Origin of the sequence: Enterobacter cloacae complex sp. P43RS, from assembly GCF_014930585.1 — a bacterium.
Lineage (GTDB): Bacteria > Pseudomonadota > Gammaproteobacteria > Enterobacterales > Enterobacteriaceae > Enterobacter > Enterobacter bugandensis.
The window spans coordinates 385139-402348 of the sequence record NZ_JADBRJ010000002.1 but is presented as its reverse complement, the minus strand read 5'-3'; the positions used below and the strand labels follow the sequence as shown (position 1 = coordinate 402348).

Annotated in this window: 17 protein-coding genes; 8 read left to right on the top strand and 9 right to left on the bottom strand. The window is 56.0% G+C overall.

All coding sequences use genetic code 11. From position 1 onward, the window contains the following. The first annotated feature begins 90 nt into the window (after window positions 1-90). Entirely contained in the window at window positions 91-2262 is a 2172-nt protein-coding gene (locus tag IM294_RS05730) for a YgiQ family radical SAM protein (protein WP_048959528.1), read from the top strand. 73 nt (window positions 2263-2335) lie between these two features. Here IM294_RS05730 and dkgA read toward each other — a convergent pair whose 3' ends face one another. Together dkgA and yqhD are read right to left on the bottom strand one after the other, a co-directional pair. Next, complete coding sequence (gene dkgA / locus IM294_RS05725; RefSeq protein WP_021242117.1) at window positions 2336-3163, bottom strand: 2,5-didehydrogluconate reductase DkgA; 828 nt, start codon at window positions 3161-3163, stop codon at window positions 2336-2338. Between the two features lie 105 nt (window positions 3164-3268). Further along, window positions 3269-4432 carry an alcohol dehydrogenase gene (gene yqhD, locus IM294_RS05720; protein ID WP_041908132.1) on the bottom strand — a complete coding sequence of 388 codons (1164 nt, stop codon included), beginning with the start codon at window positions 4430-4432 and terminating at the stop codon, window positions 3269-3271. A gap of 195 nt (window positions 4433-4627) precedes the next feature. Between yqhD and IM294_RS05715 the strand changes: the two genes are divergently transcribed. Beyond that, window positions 4628-5527, top strand: coding sequence for an AraC family transcriptional regulator (locus IM294_RS05715; RefSeq protein WP_126817136.1), 900 nt, complete (start codon window positions 4628-4630; stop codon window positions 5525-5527). Between the two features lie 45 nt (window positions 5528-5572). On the opposite strand, the gene yghB is transcribed toward IM294_RS05715, so the two are convergent. Beyond that, the gene (yghB, locus tag IM294_RS05710; protein WP_028014419.1) at window positions 5573-6232 is read right to left on the bottom strand and encodes a DedA family general envelope maintenance protein YghB; all 660 of its coding nucleotides are present in this window, start codon (window positions 6230-6232) and stop codon (window positions 5573-5575) included. Window positions 6233-6375: 143 nt separating this feature from the next. Then, a complete protein-coding gene (gene metC, locus IM294_RS05705; protein WP_126817137.1) occupies window positions 6376-7563 on the bottom strand; it encodes a cystathionine beta-lyase in 1188 nt (395 codons plus the stop codon). Window positions 7564-7814: 251 nt separating this feature from the next. On the opposite strand from metC, the gene exbB reads away from it, so the two are divergent. Both exbB and exbD read left to right on the top strand, forming a co-directional pair. Further along, the gene (exbB, locus tag IM294_RS05700) at window positions 7815-8546 is read left to right on the top strand and encodes a tol-pal system-associated acyl-CoA thioesterase (protein WP_028014417.1); all 732 of its coding nucleotides are present in this window, start codon (window positions 7815-7817) and stop codon (window positions 8544-8546) included. 4 nt (window positions 8547-8550) lie between these two features. Beyond that, window positions 8551-8976, top strand: a complete 426-nt coding sequence (gene exbD / locus IM294_RS05695) for a TonB system transport protein ExbD (RefSeq protein ID WP_032643392.1) — start codon at window positions 8551-8553, stop codon at window positions 8974-8976. 42 nt (window positions 8977-9018) lie between these two features. On the opposite strand, the gene IM294_RS05690 is transcribed toward exbD, so the two are convergent. Together IM294_RS05690 and IM294_RS05685 are read right to left on the bottom strand one after the other, a co-directional pair. Beyond that, on the bottom strand, window positions 9019-9471 hold the full coding sequence (locus tag IM294_RS05690; RefSeq protein WP_048959530.1) for a hypothetical protein: 453 nt from the start codon (window positions 9469-9471) through the stop codon (window positions 9019-9021). 1 nt (window position 9472) lies between these two features. Continuing rightward, a complete protein-coding gene (locus IM294_RS05685; protein WP_126817139.1) occupies window positions 9473-9877 on the bottom strand; it encodes a hypothetical protein in 405 nt (134 codons plus the stop codon). A 103-nt stretch (window positions 9878-9980) separates the two neighbouring features. Here IM294_RS05685 and IM294_RS05680 point away from each other — a divergent pair, with 103 nt between their 5' ends. Then, window positions 9981-10484 (top strand): ESA_00282 family adhesion-associated protein, encoded by a 504-nt coding sequence (locus IM294_RS05680; RefSeq protein ID WP_041908140.1) that lies wholly within the window; start codon window positions 9981-9983, stop codon window positions 10482-10484. 81 nt (window positions 10485-10565) lie between these two features. Next, a complete protein-coding gene (locus tag IM294_RS05675) occupies window positions 10566-11054 on the top strand; it encodes a TIGR00645 family protein (RefSeq protein ID WP_003862473.1) in 489 nt (162 codons plus the stop codon). 64 nt (window positions 11055-11118) lie between these two features. Here IM294_RS05675 and IM294_RS05670 read toward each other — a convergent pair whose 3' ends face one another. Further along, complete coding sequence (locus IM294_RS05670) at window positions 11119-12159, bottom strand: aldo/keto reductase (RefSeq protein WP_028014410.1); 1041 nt, start codon at window positions 12157-12159, stop codon at window positions 11119-11121. A 219-nt stretch (window positions 12160-12378) separates the two neighbouring features. On the opposite strand from IM294_RS05670, the gene IM294_RS05665 reads away from it, so the two are divergent. After that, window positions 12379-13926, top strand: a complete 1548-nt coding sequence (locus tag IM294_RS05665) for a methyl-accepting chemotaxis protein (protein WP_048957265.1) — start codon at window positions 12379-12381, stop codon at window positions 13924-13926. 49 nt (window positions 13927-13975) lie between these two features. Here IM294_RS05665 and IM294_RS05660 read toward each other — a convergent pair whose 3' ends face one another. Together IM294_RS05660 and yghU are read right to left on the bottom strand one after the other, a co-directional pair. Further along, window positions 13976-14308: a glycine zipper domain-containing protein gene (locus IM294_RS05660; protein ID WP_028014408.1), complete on the bottom strand. Its 333-nt coding sequence runs from the start codon at window positions 14306-14308 to the stop codon at window positions 13976-13978. 158 nt (window positions 14309-14466) lie between these two features. Next, the gene (yghU, locus tag IM294_RS05655) at window positions 14467-15333 is read right to left on the bottom strand and encodes a glutathione-dependent disulfide-bond oxidoreductase (RefSeq protein WP_028014407.1); all 867 of its coding nucleotides are present in this window, start codon (window positions 15331-15333) and stop codon (window positions 14467-14469) included. Between the two features lie 245 nt (window positions 15334-15578). On the opposite strand from yghU, the gene IM294_RS05650 reads away from it, so the two are divergent. Continuing rightward, window positions 15579-17168 carry an ABC transporter substrate-binding protein gene (locus tag IM294_RS05650; RefSeq protein ID WP_126817141.1) on the top strand — a complete coding sequence of 530 codons (1590 nt, stop codon included), beginning with the start codon at window positions 15579-15581 and terminating at the stop codon, window positions 17166-17168. The last annotated feature ends 42 nt before the right edge of the window (window positions 17169-17210 follow it).

The window sequence follows — 17210 nt, the reverse complement described above, 5'->3', positions numbered from 1 at the left end:
GGGCAACAGCCCGCATAATACCCCTTCATTTCCCACAATGTTCCAGCGTATAATCCCCGCCCTTTTGTCTATTTTTTCTTCGGAAGCACTATGAGCGCAATTTCCCTGATCCAGCCGGATCGTGACCTCTTCTCCTGGCCCCAGTACTGGGCGGCCTGCTTTGGACCGGCGCCGTTCCTGCCGATGTCCCGGGAAGAGATGGACCAACTGGGCTGGGACAGCTGCGATATCATTCTGGTCACGGGCGATGCCTACGTTGACCACCCGAGCTTCGGCATGGCCATCTGTGGCCGTATGCTCGAAGCGCAGGGCTTCCGCGTGGGGATCATCTCCCAGCCTGACTGGAACAGCAAAGACGACTTCATGCGTCTGGGAAAACCAAACCTGTTCTTCGGCGTGACCGCCGGCAACATGGACTCGATGATCAACCGCTATACCGCCGACCGTAAGCTGCGCCATGACGATGCCTACACGCCGGATAACGTGGCGGGCAAACGTCCGGACCGCGCGACCCTGGTTTATACCCAGCGCTGCAAAGAAGCCTGGAAAGACGTGCCTGTGATCCTCGGCGGCATCGAGGCGAGCCTGCGCCGCACCGCGCACTACGACTACTGGTCAGATACCGTGCGCCGCTCGGTGCTGGTGGACTCCAAGGCCGACATGCTGATTTACGGTAACGGCGAGCGTCCGCTGGTGGAAGTGGCGCACCGTCTGTCGCAGGGCGAGCCGGTGAGCAGCATCCGCGACGTGCGCAATACTGCGATCATGGTGAAAGAAGCGCTTCCGGGCTGGAGCGGGGTGGATTCCCGCATTATTGATATGCCGGGCAAAATCGACCCGATCCCGCACCCGTACGGTGAAGATCTGCCGTGTGCCGATAACAAGCCGGTTGAGCCGAAGAAAGCGGAAGCGAAGGCTATCGTTGTGCAGCCGCCGCGCCCGAAGCCGTGGGAAAAGACCTACGTGCTGCTGCCGTCCTACGAGAAGGTGAAAGCCGACAAGGTGCTCTACGCGCACGCGTCCCGTATTCTGCACCATGAAACCAACCCGGGCTGCGCCCGCGCGCTAATGCAGAAGCACGGCGAGCGCTTCATCTGGATCAACCCGCCGGCGATCCCGCTCTCCACCGAAGAGATGGATAGCGTCTTTGCGCTGCCGTACAAGCGCGTGCCACACCCGGCGTACGGCAACGCCCGTATCCCGGCGTATGAGATGATCCGCTTCTCGATCAACATCATGCGCGGCTGCTTCGGCGGCTGCTCCTTCTGCTCCATTACCGAACACGAAGGCCGTATTATCCAGAGCCGCTCTGAGGATTCGATCATCAATGAGATCGAAGCCATTCGCGACACGGTGCCGGGCTTTACCGGCGTGATCTCCGATCTCGGCGGCCCAACCGCGAACATGTATATGCTGCGCTGCAAGTCGCCGCGCGCGGAGCAGACCTGCCGTCGTCTCTCCTGCGTCTACCCAAGCATTTGCGAGCACATGGATACTAACCACGAGCCGACGATCAACCTCTACCGCCGCGCGCGCGACCTGAAGGGCATCAAAAAGATCCTCATCGCCTCCGGGGTGCGTTACGACATCGCCGTGGAAGATCCTCGCTATATCAAAGAGCTGGCGACGCACCACGTCGGCGGTTATCTGAAGATTGCGCCGGAGCACACCGAAGAAGGCCCGCTGTCGAAGATGATGAAGCCGGGCATGGGCAGCTACGATCGCTTTAAGCAGCTGTTCGACACCTACTCGAAGCAGGCGGGCAAAGAGCAGTATCTGATCCCGTACTTCATCTCCGCGCATCCTGGCACGCGCGATGAAGACATGGTGAACCTGGCGCTGTGGCTGAAGCAGCGTCGCTTCCGTCTGGATCAGGTGCAGAACTTCTATCCCTCACCGCTCGCCAACTCGACGACCATGTATTACACCGGCAAAAACCCGCTGAGTAAGATTGGCTACAAGAGTGAAGAGGTGGTGGTGCCGAAAGGGGATAAACAGCGTCGTCTGCATAAGGCGCTGCTGCGTTACCACGATCCGAAAAACTGGCCGCTGATCCGCCAGGCGCTGGAAGAGATGGGTAAAAAACACCTTATTGGCTCGCGCCGCGACTGCCTGGTTCCGGCTCCTACGCTGGATGAGATGCGCGAAGCGCGTCGCCAGAACCGTAATACGCGCCCGGCGCTGACCAAACATACGCCGATTGTGCATCAGCGTTCGAACGGTAATTCCAGTGTGAAGAAACCTGTGAAGCGTAAAGCGTAAAAGAAAACCCCGGCTTGCCGGGGTTTTTTGTAGGTCGGGTAAGGCGAAGCCGCCACCCGGCGTTTTAACGCGATTACCCGCCAAACTGATCCGGGTCCGGCCCAAGCCGCTTACCTTTATCCAGCTTCGCAATTTCACCCAGCTCGTCTTTGTCCAGTCGGAAATCCCAGACGTCGAAGTTCTCGGCAATGCGCGACGGCGTGACCGATTTCGGGATCACCACCAGGCCGTTGTCCAGATGCCAGCGAATGACGATCTGCGCCGGGGTTTTGCCGTATTTATCCGCCAGGTCGCGGATGATTTTCTGATCGAACACGCCTTCACCGCCCTGCGCCAGCGGGCTCCAGGACTCGGTCTGGATCTTGTGGGTGGCGTTCCAGGCGTGAAGCTGGCGCTGCTGCAGCAGCGGGTGCAGCTCGATCTGGTTAATCACCGGAGCGACGCCCGTTTCGTCAATCAGGCGCTGCAGGTGATGCACCTGGAAGTTACAGACGCCGATGCTTTTCACCAGCCCCTCTTTCTGCAGTTCAATCATCCCTTTCCAGGCGTCAACGTAATGGTCGATGGCCGGAACCGGCCAGTGCATCAGGTACAGATCGACGAAATCAAGCTGGAGTTTCTCCAGGCTCTCCTGCAACGCTTCGCGGGGGCGCTTTTGATCGTCGTTCCACAGTTTAGTGGTGATGAACAGCTCATCGCGGGGGACGCCGGCGCTGGCCAGCGCGGTCCCCACGCCGTCCTCGTTTTTGTACGCGGCGGCGGTATCAATCGACCGATAGCCGACTTCGAGTGCTTTATGAATGGCGGAGACGACCTCGTCGTTACCGGCTTTCCATACACCTAGCCCCAACTGGGGCATCACGTTGCCGTCCTGCAGCTTGATTACGGTTTGGTTTGCCATTTTTCCTCCTTCAGGTGCGCATCGCCGGAGGGGGACTACGGCGATGGGGTGTGCATTAAGTCTGGACGAAATGTCAAAAAACGAAAGTCAGGATGCCAAAAACGCTTAGCGTGCCGCTTCGTAGATTCGACGGCTGACGTCCAGCGTAATGTCACCGTGCTCGCCCAACTGGGTCATGCCGTGCTCTTCAAGTTTTGCCAGCAGGGCAGGGATGGAGCTGCCGTCCAGGCCGTAGCCGGACAGACGCGTTGGCACGCCCAGGCTTTCAAAGAAGTTACGGGTCGCTGCAATGGCGGCATCAATACGCGCATCGTCAGAACCCTCGGTGATGTTCCACACGCGCTCGGCGTACTGCAGCAGCTTGGCACGCTTGGTATCCCGTTTTTCGTTCCACAGCGCAGGCAGCACAACGGCCAGCGTCTGGGCGTGGTCCAGGCCGTGCATCGCCGTCAGCTCGTGGCCCAGCATATGGGTTGCCCAGTCCTGTGGCACGCCAGCGCCGATCAGGCCGTTCAGCGCCTGCGTCGCGGCCCACATGACGTTGGCACGCACGTCGTAGTTTTCCGGCTCTTTCAGCGCTTTCGGGCCGTCTTCAATCAGCGTCAGCAGAATGCCTTCCGCGAAGCGATCCTGAATTTTGGCATTAACAGGGTAGGTCACGTACTGCTCGACGGTGTGTACAAAGGCATCGACCACGCCGTTCGCCACCTGACGTGCGGGCAGGGTGTAGGTGTAAACCGGATCCAGAATGGCGAAGACAGGCTGAACGTGTTCGTTCATGAAGGCCTGCTTATCACCGGTAGTTTTACGGGAGATCACCGCGCCCTTGTTGGATTCAGAACCCGTCGCTGGCAGGGTCAATACGGATCCCATCGGGATCGCGCTTTTAATGTCGCTGCCGCGGGTTTCCAGGATGTGCCACGGATCGATGCCATCAGCGTAGTGCGCTGCCGCCGCGATGAATTTAGTGCCGTCCAGCACGGAGCCGCCGCCGACCGCCAGCAGGAAGGTGATGTTTTCTTCGCGGGCGATTTTCACCGCGTTCATCAGCGTTTCGTAAGACGGGTTTGGCTCAATGCCGCCGAACTCACGCACGTCCAGTCCGTCCAGAGCGCTGTAAACTTGATCCAGCACGCCGGTTTTTTTCACGCTGCCGCCACCGTAGGTGATCAGCACGCGGGCGTCAGCAGGGATCTGCGCGCGCAGGTCGGCGATAGCGTCTTTACCAAACAGAATGCGGGTTGGGGTGTGAAGATTAAAGTTGTTCATTGCTCGTTCCCTTTAGTGGGTGAAAAACCGTGGTGGCGCTGACGGCTACCTGATGCTGCTCATTGTGGCCGTCCGGGGCCAGGCTCTCAATGCACATTCCTGCCGATGTCTTGCCCATTTCTACAGAGCGCTGGAGAAACTTCGTAAAAATGCGCAGACTGTGAGGGTCGGAAACCGTACCCGGAGTAACGTAAAATGAACCGTGATGCGATCTGCCTTCAGCTTACCTCGCAGATTAAAAGGCTGATAGATAAAGAAAATAATGTTGGCGACCTGCTGCCGGACATTCGCCTGCTCTACGGCACGCAGCCCGGGACGCGCACGCCGGTGATGTACCTGCCGGGCATCGTTTTTCTCTTTTCAGGCCATAAGATTGGCTATATCAACGAGCGGGTGTTCCGCTACGACACCAATGAATATCTGCTCCTGACGGTACCTTTACCCTTCGAATGTGAAACCTTCGCGACGGAGGCGGTCCCGCTGGCGGGTATTCGCGTCAACGTCGATATTCTTCAGCTGCAGGAGCTGCTGATGGAGATTGGCGAAGACGAGCTTTTCCAGCCGTCGATGGCCTCCAGCGGGATTAACTCGGCGACGCTGTCGGAAGAGATCCTCTGCGCCATTGAGCGCCTGCTGGACGTCATGGAAAGGCCGCTGGACGCGCGTATTCTCGGCAAGCAGATTATCCGCGAAATTCTTTATCACGTGCTGCTGGGGCCGGGCGGCGGGGCGTTACTCGCGCTGGTGAGCCGACAGACCCACTTCAGCCTGATCAGCCGCGTGCTCAAGCGTATTGAAAGCCAGTACACGGAGAACCTCAGCGTTGACCAACTGGCGGCGGAAGCGAACATGAGCGTTTCGGCGTTTCACCACAACTTTAAGTCGGTGACCAGTACCTCGCCGCTGCAGTACCTCAAAACCTACCGTTTGCATAAGGCACGGATGTTGATGATCCACGACGGCATGAAGGCCAGCGCGGCGGCCATGCGCGTCGGCTATGAAAGTGCCTCGCAGTTCAGTCGGGAGTTTAAGCGCTATTTCGGCGTCACGCCGGGAGAGGATGCGTCACGTATAAGAACGATGCAGGGCGCCTGAGGGGAAACGTAGGCCGGGAAAGCAGTAGCTCCACCCGGCTTTTGTTTATGCACTGCAATACTTTTTCTTAATAACCACCGCAATGGTACCCACCAGCCCAGCAACCAGCAGGAATATCGGCAGGATCATCAGGAAGGTCATCACCTGATCTTCATGGTGCTTCACAAAGGGGATCATGTTCAGCGCGTAGCCGAGGGTGGTGACCACGCCAACCCACAGCAGGGCGCTCAGCCAGTTGAAGAACTGGAAGCGGCGGTTAGACAGCCCGGAAATACCCGCCATGGTGGGCAGAAGGGTGCGCACAAACGCCAGGAAACGCCCGGCGAGCAGCGCCAGCAGGCCGTGGCGGTCAAACATGCAGGTCGCACGCTGATGGTATTTATGCGGTAACTGCGCCAGCCAGCCCTTCACCACGCGCGTGTTCCCCAGCCAGCGGCCCTGCAGATAGCTCAGCCAGCAGCCCAGGCTCGCGGCGGAGGTAAGGATAACCATCGTTGGCGTAAAGTCCATGACGCCTTTGCCGATCAACGCCCCGGCAAGCAAAAGCAAACTGTCACCGGGTAAAAACGAGGCTGGCAGTAATCCATTTTCCAGAAACAGCGTCGCGAACATCACGAAATAGACGACGCCTACAACGTGGGGATCCGCCAGGGCGGCAAAATCATGTTGCCAGAGCGCCGCGATAATATCTTGAATAACAGCCATGGACTTTCCTGTGGAACAGCAGAGATAACGCTATTGTACTCCCAATTTCACCTGTCGGGATTGATCGCAGGCGCAACTCATGCAGACTTTTCTGCATGCAGTGTTCACAAAAGCGTCCGGGGAGTACATTTTCAGCCCGCACTCTACACGATACGTTCAAAGCCTGCAGATAAATCCGCAATTAAATCGTCCACATTTTCTAAACCGATATGCAATCTAATGAGGGTGCCGCTGAAGTCCACTTCTCCGCCGGGGCGCAGGGCCGCGATCTGCTCCGGCTGATTCGGCAGGATCAGAGATTCAAAACCGCCCCAGGAGTAGGCCATGCTGAAGAGGGTAAAATTATCCAGATAGCTTGCCAGCTCGTCATTACTTAGCCGTTTTTTAAGCACAAACGAGAACAGCCCGCTGCTGCCCGTAAAGTCACGTTGCCAGAACTCATGGCCTTTACTACCCGGCAGCGCCGGATGGTTCACGCTCTCAACCTGCGGATGCTGCGCCAGCCATTCAGCGATTTTCAGGCTACTTTCATGATGCTGACGCATACGCACGCCGAGCGTACGAATGCCCCGGCTGGTCATGTATGCCGTGTCTGCATCCACCATCTGGCCCATCAGGTAGGCATTTTCCCGCAGCTGGTCCCAGCAGCGCGCGTTGGAAACCGCGGTGCCAATCATCCCGTCAGAGTGTCCAATCAGGTATTTCGTTGCCGCCTGAATCGAGATATCAATATCGAATTCCAGCGCCTTAAACAGCACACCTGCCGCCCAGGTGTTGTCGATCATGATAATCGCCTCTGGCGCTTTGCTGCGCACGGCCTTCACGATAGCCGGAACGTCGTGCACTTCCATGGTGATGGAGCCAGGAGATTCCAGGAACACAATGCGCGTGTTTGGCTGGATAAGTTCAGCAATGCCTTCACCAATCAGCGGGTCAAACCAGCTGGTGGTCACGCCGAGCTTGCTGAGAATTTTGGTGCAGAAATCCTGGCTGGGTTCATAGGCGGTGTTGGTCATCAGGATATGGTCGCCCTGTTCCACAAACGCCAGAATGGTGTTGGCGACCGCCGCCGCACCGCACGGGAACAACGCGCAGCCCGCGCCCCCCTCCAGCTCGCACATCGCTTCCTGCAGCGAAAAATGGGTTAGCGTGCCGCGGCGACCGTAGAACAGCCCACCTTTCGCGCGGTTACGCGTGGCGATTTTTTTCTCCTCAACGGTATCAAACACCAGCGAGGAGGCGCGTTGAATCACGCTGTTAACCGATCCCTGAGTGTATTTTTTGCTGCGTCCCGCCTGCACCAGCGTGGTATCAAGATGCTTCTTCGTCATGTTCGCTAACCCTGTTTTTATACGTCTGGACGTCCAGACTACCACGATTGTAAAAAACTGCACCCGCATGCTTATCGAATAAGCAGAAAATAGTAGCAAAAAAGCGCATAAGAAATTTTTACTGCGTAAGCGCAAGGAAACTGAGCGAAAATTACGGCACCATGTAAATACTAATGAGAACGACTATCAATTCGACGGCTTTTTGATATTATTACGTTCAGATTTTGTGATTTGCGTCCTGGAGATACAGAGTGGGTAATAATTTGATGCAGACGGATCTCTCCGTTTGGGGCATGTATCATCATGCTGACATCGTGGTTAAGATTGTGATGATCGGCCTGATTCTGGCGTCCGTTGTCACCTGGGCTATCTTCTTCAGCAAAAGCGCCGAGCTGCTTTCGCAGAAGCGTCGCCTCAAGCGGGAACAGCAGCAGCTGGCAGAAGCCCGCTCTCTGGATCAGGCTTCTGAGATGACCTCATCCTTCCACCCGAAAAGCCTGACCACCCTGTTAGTGAATGAAGCTCAGAACGAGCTGGAACTCTCCGCCGGCAGTGAAGATAACGAAGGTATTAAAGAGCGTACCGGTTTCCGTCTGGAGCGTCGCGTTGCGGCCGTTGGCCGACACATGGGACGCGGCAATGGGTATCTGGCGACCATCGGCGCGATTTCACCGTTCATCGGTCTTTTCGGTACGGTCTGGGGCATCATGAACAGCTTTATCGGCATTGCCCAGACCCAAACCACCAACCTGGCGGTAGTGGCCCCGGGTATCGCGGAAGCGCTGCTGGCGACGGCAATCGGTCTGGTCGCGGCAATTCCGGCGGTGGTTATCTACAACATTTTCGCGCGTATGATCGGCAACTACAAAGCCACGCTCGGCGACGTTGCCGCTCAGGTTCTGCTGCTGCAAAGCCGCGATCTCGACCTGAATGCCAGCGCCGTGAAGCCGGTGCATGCGGCGTCTAAACTGCGCGTAGGTTGATTGTATGGCAATGCGTCTAAACGAAAATCTGGACGATAACGGCGAAATGCACGAAATCAACGTGACGCCGTTTATCGACGTCATGCTGGTGCTGCTGATTATCTTCATGGTGGCAGCACCCCTGGCGACGGTCGACGTGAAGGTGAATCTGCCTGCCTCCTCCAGCCAGCCGCAGCCGCGTCCGGAAAAGCCAATTTATTTGTCGGTGAAAGCGGATAAATCCATGTTCCTGGGGAACGACCCTGTGACGGATGCCTCCGTTATTCCGGCGCTGGACCAGCTGACCGGCGGCAAGAAGGACACCACCGTCTTCTTCCGGGCGGACAAAACCGTCGACTACGAAACCATGATGAAGGTAATGGACACGCTGCATCAGGCGGGTTATCTGAAGATTGGGCTGGTCGGGGAAGAGAAAGCGGCCTCGAAGTGATAAAGAAGCTGGCGAAAGCCGGCTTTTTTTATGCCTGTTGGTTTATGCGTTTTTGTTGTCCGTCGGTGCGGTAGAGGAGGTGGTGGTCAGCGCGTCCTCATCGAGCGCAACGCAGGTGACGTTTGACGTACGGTACTCACCGGCTGACAGTTTGCGCGTCAGGCGCAGGGTGGCGACTTCTCTGGCAAGCAGATACTGATAGTTGGCCTCAAGACGTCCCAGCAGTTTCTCTTTCAGTTCTGGAAACTGTTCGATGATGGCGTTCATCACGGCGCCGTAAATTTCTTCTTTGACCTGTAACGGATAAATCTCGCGGCGATTCTGCCATTTCAGACGCACCAGCGTTGCCGGGATCGATACCAGGTCTTGTGTAATACGCGTCATCTCGGCATTTTTTGCATTTCTTAGCGCCTCGATATTTTGCTTTAAGATAAATTCATCACTTTTTTTATCATCTAAAGTCAAATAAACGTTATTGTCTTTAACTTCTTTCACGTTAATCTTCCCCCAGGGTATAAAAAATAGGGTTGTTTTTTTGTCGCGTAATTAGATTAAGCCAAATTTCATTGCCGGCCTCATTTATTTCTTTCGTTTTTTCAGCCATTATTTGACTTAGTTTCTGGGCATCTATTTCGCCTTCTGCCTGCAGGTCATTCAGCAGGTGGACGAAGGCTTCAATTTTTATAGCGCGAAATAAGCGGTCTTTTATATGGCGATCGTGCTCTTCCAGCAGCATATTACGGGATTTGCCAGTGTGAGAGACGCCAATTAATATATCAGGCTCGAAATCAGAGAGCTTTCTTTTCCCCTGAGTGAAACTGGCCTTTTTTTCTTCTTCCGTCGGTTGCTGTTCCACAGGCGTAATGTGGTACTTAGCCGGGACGAGATAGTCGGGCAGCATTTTTAATTTCCTTTAATTTCAACAGGGTGGGGTTGGTAAAGGCGTGAGATTCGTTGACAATATCATGAGGCAATTTTAAAATCAAAAAAAATGGAGCCAACCCATGAACAGCATCTTTTTTACGGTCATCACATTACTATTACTGACCGCTGGTGTGCTTTTATTGATGCAGGAGTTCAATAAAACGAAAGTGTCGAAAGACACCAGTGAACCGCCACAACCTGAACTGATGACAAAAGAGGAAGGAGAAGATCATTTCTCTGTTTTGATGAACTCCGTTACGCCTGTCTGGTACTGGCGGGTGAATCATGAATATATCGACTTCTTACACGCGACAATTAAGCGCATGAAAATGTCGGAAATTAATGACACGCCCGGTCTGTTTGAGGCGCAGCGTCGCTGTAGCGATCTGAATTCAGCGGTTTATAAATATTACGACAACATCAAAAAGCGCTGTCTTAACGGTGAGAAGGTCTCGTATTCCGACCTGGACGTATTAAACCTTCGCCAGTGTTTTCGCGAGTTTAGCCTGGAAGCCTACCCGGAGCTGGTGGTGCTGGTCTGGCCGGAGTATGCGCGTCCTGAGGTTAACCCGGACGACGTCTGAGTGGCGTACTGGTTAGTTCTTGCAAACAGTCAGCGCCGTTGAGATATACTGAGCGCTGGTTTCGTTTGCAGACAGGATTTTATGGAACGCTTCTTTGAAAACGCAATGTATGCCTCTCGCTGGCTGCTCGCACCCGTCTATTTCGGTCTTTCCCTGGCGCTGGTCGCCCTGACGATCAAGTTCTTCCAGGAGATTTTCCACGTATTGCCTAACATTTTCTCCGTGGCGGAAGCCGATTTAATTCTGGTTCTGCTGTCGCTGGTGGATATGACGCTGGTGGGCGGCTTACTGGTGATGGTGATGTTCTCCGGTTATGAGAACTTCGTCTCTCAGCTTGATATCGCCGAGCATAAAGAAAAGCTCAGCTGGCTGGGGAAAATGGACGCCTCGTCGCTGAAGAACAAAGTTGCGGCATCAATAGTGGCAATCTCCTCTATCCACCTGTTACGCGTGTTTATGGACGCGAAAAACGTCCCGGATAATAAGCTGATGTGGTATGTGATTATCCACCTGACGTTTGTGCTGTCGGCGTTTGTGATGGGGTATCTGGATAAGATCAGTAAGAAATAAGGTACACATTTCTCCCCTCACCCTTCCCCCGGGAGAGGGTGAGGGGAGAAAGCATCGAACCACACTATTTATCCGACGACGCCTGCCACAAATTCAGTTCCCCGTCCGCCACGTGCTGGTCAATCCGCGTCAGTTCATCTTCCGTAAAGCGCAGATTACCCAGCGCCTGAACGTTCTCCTCCAGCTGTTCCGGGCGGCTCGCGCCAATCAGTACTGACGTCACGCGAGCATCTTTCAGCAGCCAGCTCAGCGCCATCTGCGCCATTGTCTGCCCGCGCGCCTGCGCCATCTCATTAAGCAGACGAAGACTGTTCAGGTTAGCTTCCGTCAGCATTTTCTGCGTCAGGCCGCGCACTTTGTTCCCCTCGCGCTGCATACGAGAACCTTCCGGAATACCGTTCAGGTATTTTCCGGTCAGCAGACCCTGCGCCAGCGGGGTAAAGGCAATACACCCCGTGCCGTTTGCTTCCAGCGTATCCAGCAAGCCGGTCTTATCGACCCAGCGGTTAAGCAGGTTATAGGACGGCTGGTGGATCAGCAGCGGGATCTTCCACTCGTGCAGCAGCGCGGCCATTTTTTGTGTGCGCTCGGTAGAGTAGGAGGAAATCCCCACGTACAGCGCTTTCCCACTCTGAACAGCATGAGCCAGCGCGGAGGCCGTCTCTTCCATTGGCGTATTTTCATCCACGCGGTGGGAATAGAAAATATCCACGTATTCGACGCCCATACGTTTCAGGCTCTGGTCGAGACTGGCGAGCAGATACTTGCGTGAGCCGCCTGAACCGTACGGGCCTGGCCACATGTCGTAACCGGCTTTAGTGGAGATAATCAGCTCGTCGCGATACCGGGCAAAGTCCTCACGCAGCAGGCGGCCAAAGTTCTCTTCCGCGCTTCCCGCAGGCGGGCCGTAGTTGTTGGCAAGATCGAAATGGGTAATACCGAGATCGAAGGCTTTACGCAGCAGCGCGCGCTGGGAATCAAGGGGCTGAACGTGGCCGAAGCTATGCCACAGGCCCAGCGACAGCGCGGGCAGGCGCAGGCCGCTCTTGCCACAGTAGCGGTACTGCATATTCTCGTAGCGGGTAGCGTCAGGGTACCAGGACATGATGTCTCCTTTTCTTATAGATGATTTTTTGAAACGTCGTTTTCATTCTGAACTTATCACATCATGTCGTGCGAAGATAAGGGTTAACGGTGGCTGTGCGACCTGTGAAGCCACGCTAACTAAAAATAATCACAAAAGGTTATAATTTCCCTGCACCCTGCCGATAACGAGAGTAGCACTCGCCTCTGGGCGAATTCACCCTCACGGCAAGGAAGACTTATGAATATGCTTCGTAATTTCACGATCCGTTTCGTCATGCTGACGATCCTCGGGATTTTTTGTTTAATGTGGGCGGGCGTCGGGCTGTACAGCACCTGGTCCCTGTCACGGGTATCAGACGGCAATGAAGTCGATCGCCAACTGGTTAAACAGATGATGGTGCTCAGCCAGGGCAACGATCAGTATTTCCGCTTTGTGACCCGTCTGAGCCGCGCCATGGAGGTCAAAGCCGCTGGCGGCACGCCGGATTTGTCCTCTGCCCAACAGGCGCTGGACAACATGGGTAAGAAACTGGCCGAAATGAAGGCGATCTCGCCTGGCCCAATGGATGAGCAGGTCTCTGCGCAGGTGATCGGTACCTGGCAGGCGCTGCTTGAACAGGGCGTGACGCCGCAAATGGAGCAGGCGAAGCAGGCGACCCTGGACGGCTACCGCCAGCAGGCCAACAACGTTACGCCGCCGCTGAGTCGTGCGTTTGGTGCCGCCGCCGAGAAGTTCAATAATGCCGCCGCGAAGACGCTCGACAGCACCCGCATGGTGGTCGACGGCCTGACCAGCATGACCCGCACGGTTATTATCGTCGCCACCATTATCGGCCTGCTGATCCTGCTCTTTACCGACCGCTACCTGGTGGCGATGCTGGTCAAACCGCTGGAGCGCATTCGCCAGCAGTTCCGCCAGATTGCCCAGGGCGATCTCAGCCAGCCCATTGCGCCTTTCGGCCGCAACTGCGTGGGACAGCTGGTGCCGCTGCTGAGCGCCATGCAGGACAGCCTGCGTGAAGCGGTCAGTACCATTCGCTCCGGCAGTGAGAATATCTGGCGCGGCGCGACGGAGATCTCCAGCGGCAACAACGATCTCTCTTCCCGTACCGAAGAGCAGGCTGCCGCGCTGGAAGAGACGGCGGCCAGCATGGAACAGCTGACCGCTACCGTGAAGCTGAACGCCGAAAGCGCGCGTCAGGCCAGCCAGCTTGCCGATGTGGCCTCAACCACCGCCAGCCGCGGCGGCTCGCTGGTGGAAGAGGTGGTCACCACCATGAGCGGTATTTCGGAAAGCTCGAAGAAAATTGCTGAAATCACCAACGTCATCAACAGCATTGCCTTCCAGACCAATATTCTGGCGCTCAATGCGGCCGTAGAAGCGGCGCGCGCGGGCGAGCAGGGGCGTGGGTTCGCCGTGGTCGCGGGTGAAGTCCGCAACCTGGCAAGCCGCAGCGCCAATGCGGCAAAAGAAATTGAGGGTCTGATTACCGATTCCGTGACCCGCGTCGAGCAGGGTGCGCAGCTGGTGAGTGACACCGGCACCACCATGGATGCGATTTTGCGCGACGTGACGGAGGTGACGACCATTATGAAGCAAATCGCGTCGGCTTCTGAGGAGCAAAGTAAGGGCATTTCGCAGGTCGGGATTGCCATTACGCAGATGGACGGCGTCACCCAGCAGAACGCCTCGCTGGTCGAAGAGGTTTCCGCGGCAGCCGCGGCGCTGGAACGCCAGACCGAAGAGCTTCAACGCTCGGTGCAGAAGTTCCGCCTGACGGCATAACACAACAGGCCGCCTGATGCGGCCTTACTTCTTTCTTTTCCCGATGCTGTTAGTGCGTCGCTTCACCAATCAGCGCGCCCGTGCCGGCACCCACGGCCGCGCCTTTCAGCACGCTATTGCCCGTCACCGCAGCCGCGCCCGCGCCAACGACGGCACCCACGGCACCGCCCTTACGTGCGTCTTTGCCTTTTTCGCCGTTTTTGAACATTGCACCCGTGCCTGCGCCAACCACGGCACCACCCACGGTTGATTTCAGATCTTTGCCCGTGGCTGCGCCAATAGCAGCACCTGCTACCGCGCCGGCGGCGGTTTTGTCGATGGCCATTCCCGAGGTGGAAAAAATGAGGGCGCTGATAACCAGCGTTGTTTTAATAAGTCTCATAACAGATCCTTTGTGACTGCTGTCAGTTGATACGGCGTTTCTCATTCTGAGGTGAGAAAAACGTCCAGATAGTGCCAGCAATAGCCACTCAACCTTTAGGTTAATCATGCCCTGGGCAAGGATCGCGGCTGCCGGGCGGGGAGCCGCCCGGCGGAACGTTACGCCTGACGCTTGTCTTCCGTATTGGTATCGAAGTCGCTCGCCGCGTGGCGTTCGTGGAGCTGCTCGTTCAGCTCGCCGCTGGTGCGGTTAACGATGCGACCGCGCTTAACCGCATGGCGGTTCGCCACGTCCTTCGCCCAGCGCTGGACGTTGGTGTACTTCTCCGCGTCCAGGAACTCGGCGGCGTTATAGACGCTGCCCAGTGCCACGCAGCCGAACCACGGCCAGATCGCCATATCCGCGATGGTGTACTCCTCACCCGCCACGTAGCGCCCGCGCGCCAGCTGTTTATCCAGCACGTCGAACAGGCGCTTAGCTTCCATGGTGAAGCGGTCAATCGCGTACTCGATTTTTACCGGCGCATAGTTGTAGAAGTGGCCAAAGCCGCCGCCGAGGAACGGTGCCGCGCCCTGGAGCCAAAACAGCCAGTTCAGCGTCTCGGTGCGTCCCGCCGGATCTTTCGGCAGGAAGTGGCCGAATTTCTCCGCCAGATAGAGCAGGATATTGCCGGATTCAAATACGCGCGTTGGCGGGTTCGTGGAGTGGTCACGCAGCGCCGGTATTTTCGAGTTCGGGTTCACGTCGACAAACCCGCTGGAGAACTGGTCGCCCTCGCCGATGCGGATCAACCACGCATCGTATTCCGCGCCCGTCACGCCCAGCGCCAGCAGCTCTTCGAGCATGATCGTCACCTTCTGGCCGTTCGGTGTGCCCAGCGAGTAGAGCTGCAGCGGGTGAGAGCCGACAGGAAGATCTTTCTCATGCGTTGCGCCGGAAATTGGACGGTTGATGTTGGCGAACGCGCCGCCGCCGTTCTTTTTCCATTCCCATACTTTTGGTGGCTGATACGTGTTGTCTGACATGTTGGCCTGCCTTTTTAGTGATGTGTTGAGGCAGTGTAGCAGGAGATTTGTGAAGCGTTTAACGTTGTGAGCGCAAGCAATTAACCGCTATTCCTTCTGCTGCTTATATATATCAAATCCGGCATAAGCTTAATCGAAAATCGCATTTTCATAATTAATGCGTAAACCACTAAAGCTGAATATGATGCTTCAACATAAATAAAAGATGCAGTAATAAACACTTTATAAGGCAAGGAGTTAGTGAGATGCGCAAGCTTCTGTTATCTGCAGTGGTCGTTTCGCTCGCGTTAGGCCTGGCGGGCTGTGATGATGCGAAAAATAAAGAGACAAATTCGGCCGCGGCGGCAAAAAGCGACGCGCCAAAAGAGGGCGGTTCGCTCATTATCGGGATTACCTCCGGCGACCCGTTAGCCGTTAATCCGCTCTACGCCAGCGACCGCACAACGTTAACCATCATGCAGGCGCTTTATGCCCCGCTGTACAGCTTTAATAACGGCAACATTGAGTGGGGCCTGGCGGAAAGCTTGACGCCTTCTGCCGACAACCTGAGCTACACTCTGACGTTAAAACCGAACCTGAAATGGCAGGACGGCCAGCCGCTGACGGCGGACGACGTGGTCTTCACCTTCAATAAGCTGCTGGATGCCAAACAGCACAGCTTCTTCCGCAGCATGTTTACCTACGGCGGCAAGCCTGTTGAAGTGAGCAAGGTTGATGAGCGCACCGTTAAGTTCACCTTACCGCAGGTCAGCGCGGCCTTTACCGGCACCCTGGTGCAGATCTACCCGATCCCGCAGCACGTGTTCGCCGGTGAAGGCGACCTGGAAAAGAGCACCAAAAACGATGCGCCGGTCGGTTCCGGGCCGTTCAAATTTAAAGAGTATCGCGCCGGTCAGTATTACGCCCTTACGCGCTTCGACGATTACTGGAACGGCAAACCGAAGCTCGATTCCGTCACCTACCGTTTCGCCAAAGACAGCAACGCCGCCAACCTGGCGCTGCAAAACGGTGAAATCAACCTCAAGATGGTTGACCCGCAGGATGTGAACCGCCTGAAAAATACCGGGAAATTTGACTTCGTGGTCTATCCGGAAGGCCGTCTGGCCTATATGACGTTCAACCAGAACGTGGCGGTGATGAAGAGCAAAGCGCTGCGTCAGGCCATCGCGTACGCCATCAACAAAGACGAGCTAACCCAGACCGCGTTTACCTCGCTGGACTACGCTAAACCGGCGACGTCGTTTCTGACGCCAGATACGCTTTATAAGACGGATGACGTTGAACAGTACAAATTCGATCTGCAAAAAGCCAAAGACCTGCTCAAGACGTCCGGCGCGCCGGACAACCTCAAGCTGCGCCTGGCGTATGTGAACACCAACAAAACCCAGGAGAGCATGGCGCTCTACATTCAGCAGGCGCTGAAGGGCATTGGGGTGAACGTGGAGCTGATGCCGCTGGACTCCAACGCCATGTCTCAGCGCAGTCTTGATATGAACAACACCGCGTGGGAACTGAACCTGGGCGGCTACATTATGGGATCAGAGCCGGACGGTTACAAATCGCTGTTCTTGAGCAACGAAGCCTATAACTACGCGCACTACAAAAATCCGCAGTTTGATGCCCTGTGGGATAAAGGTGCGGTGGAAACCGACGCCGCGAAACGTGCCGATATCTACAAGCAAATTCAGCAGACCGTGGCGAACGAGATGACCTACTACCCGATCGCCTACACCAATGCGACCGTCGCCGTGGATAAACGCTTCGGCGGCACGAAGGAAGCGGAGCCGAAGCCGGTTTATCTGTTCCAGGATCTGTCAAAAATTTATCAAAAATAGGCTGTTGCCCCGGTCGTAAGATCGGGGCCTTTTAAGGGCACG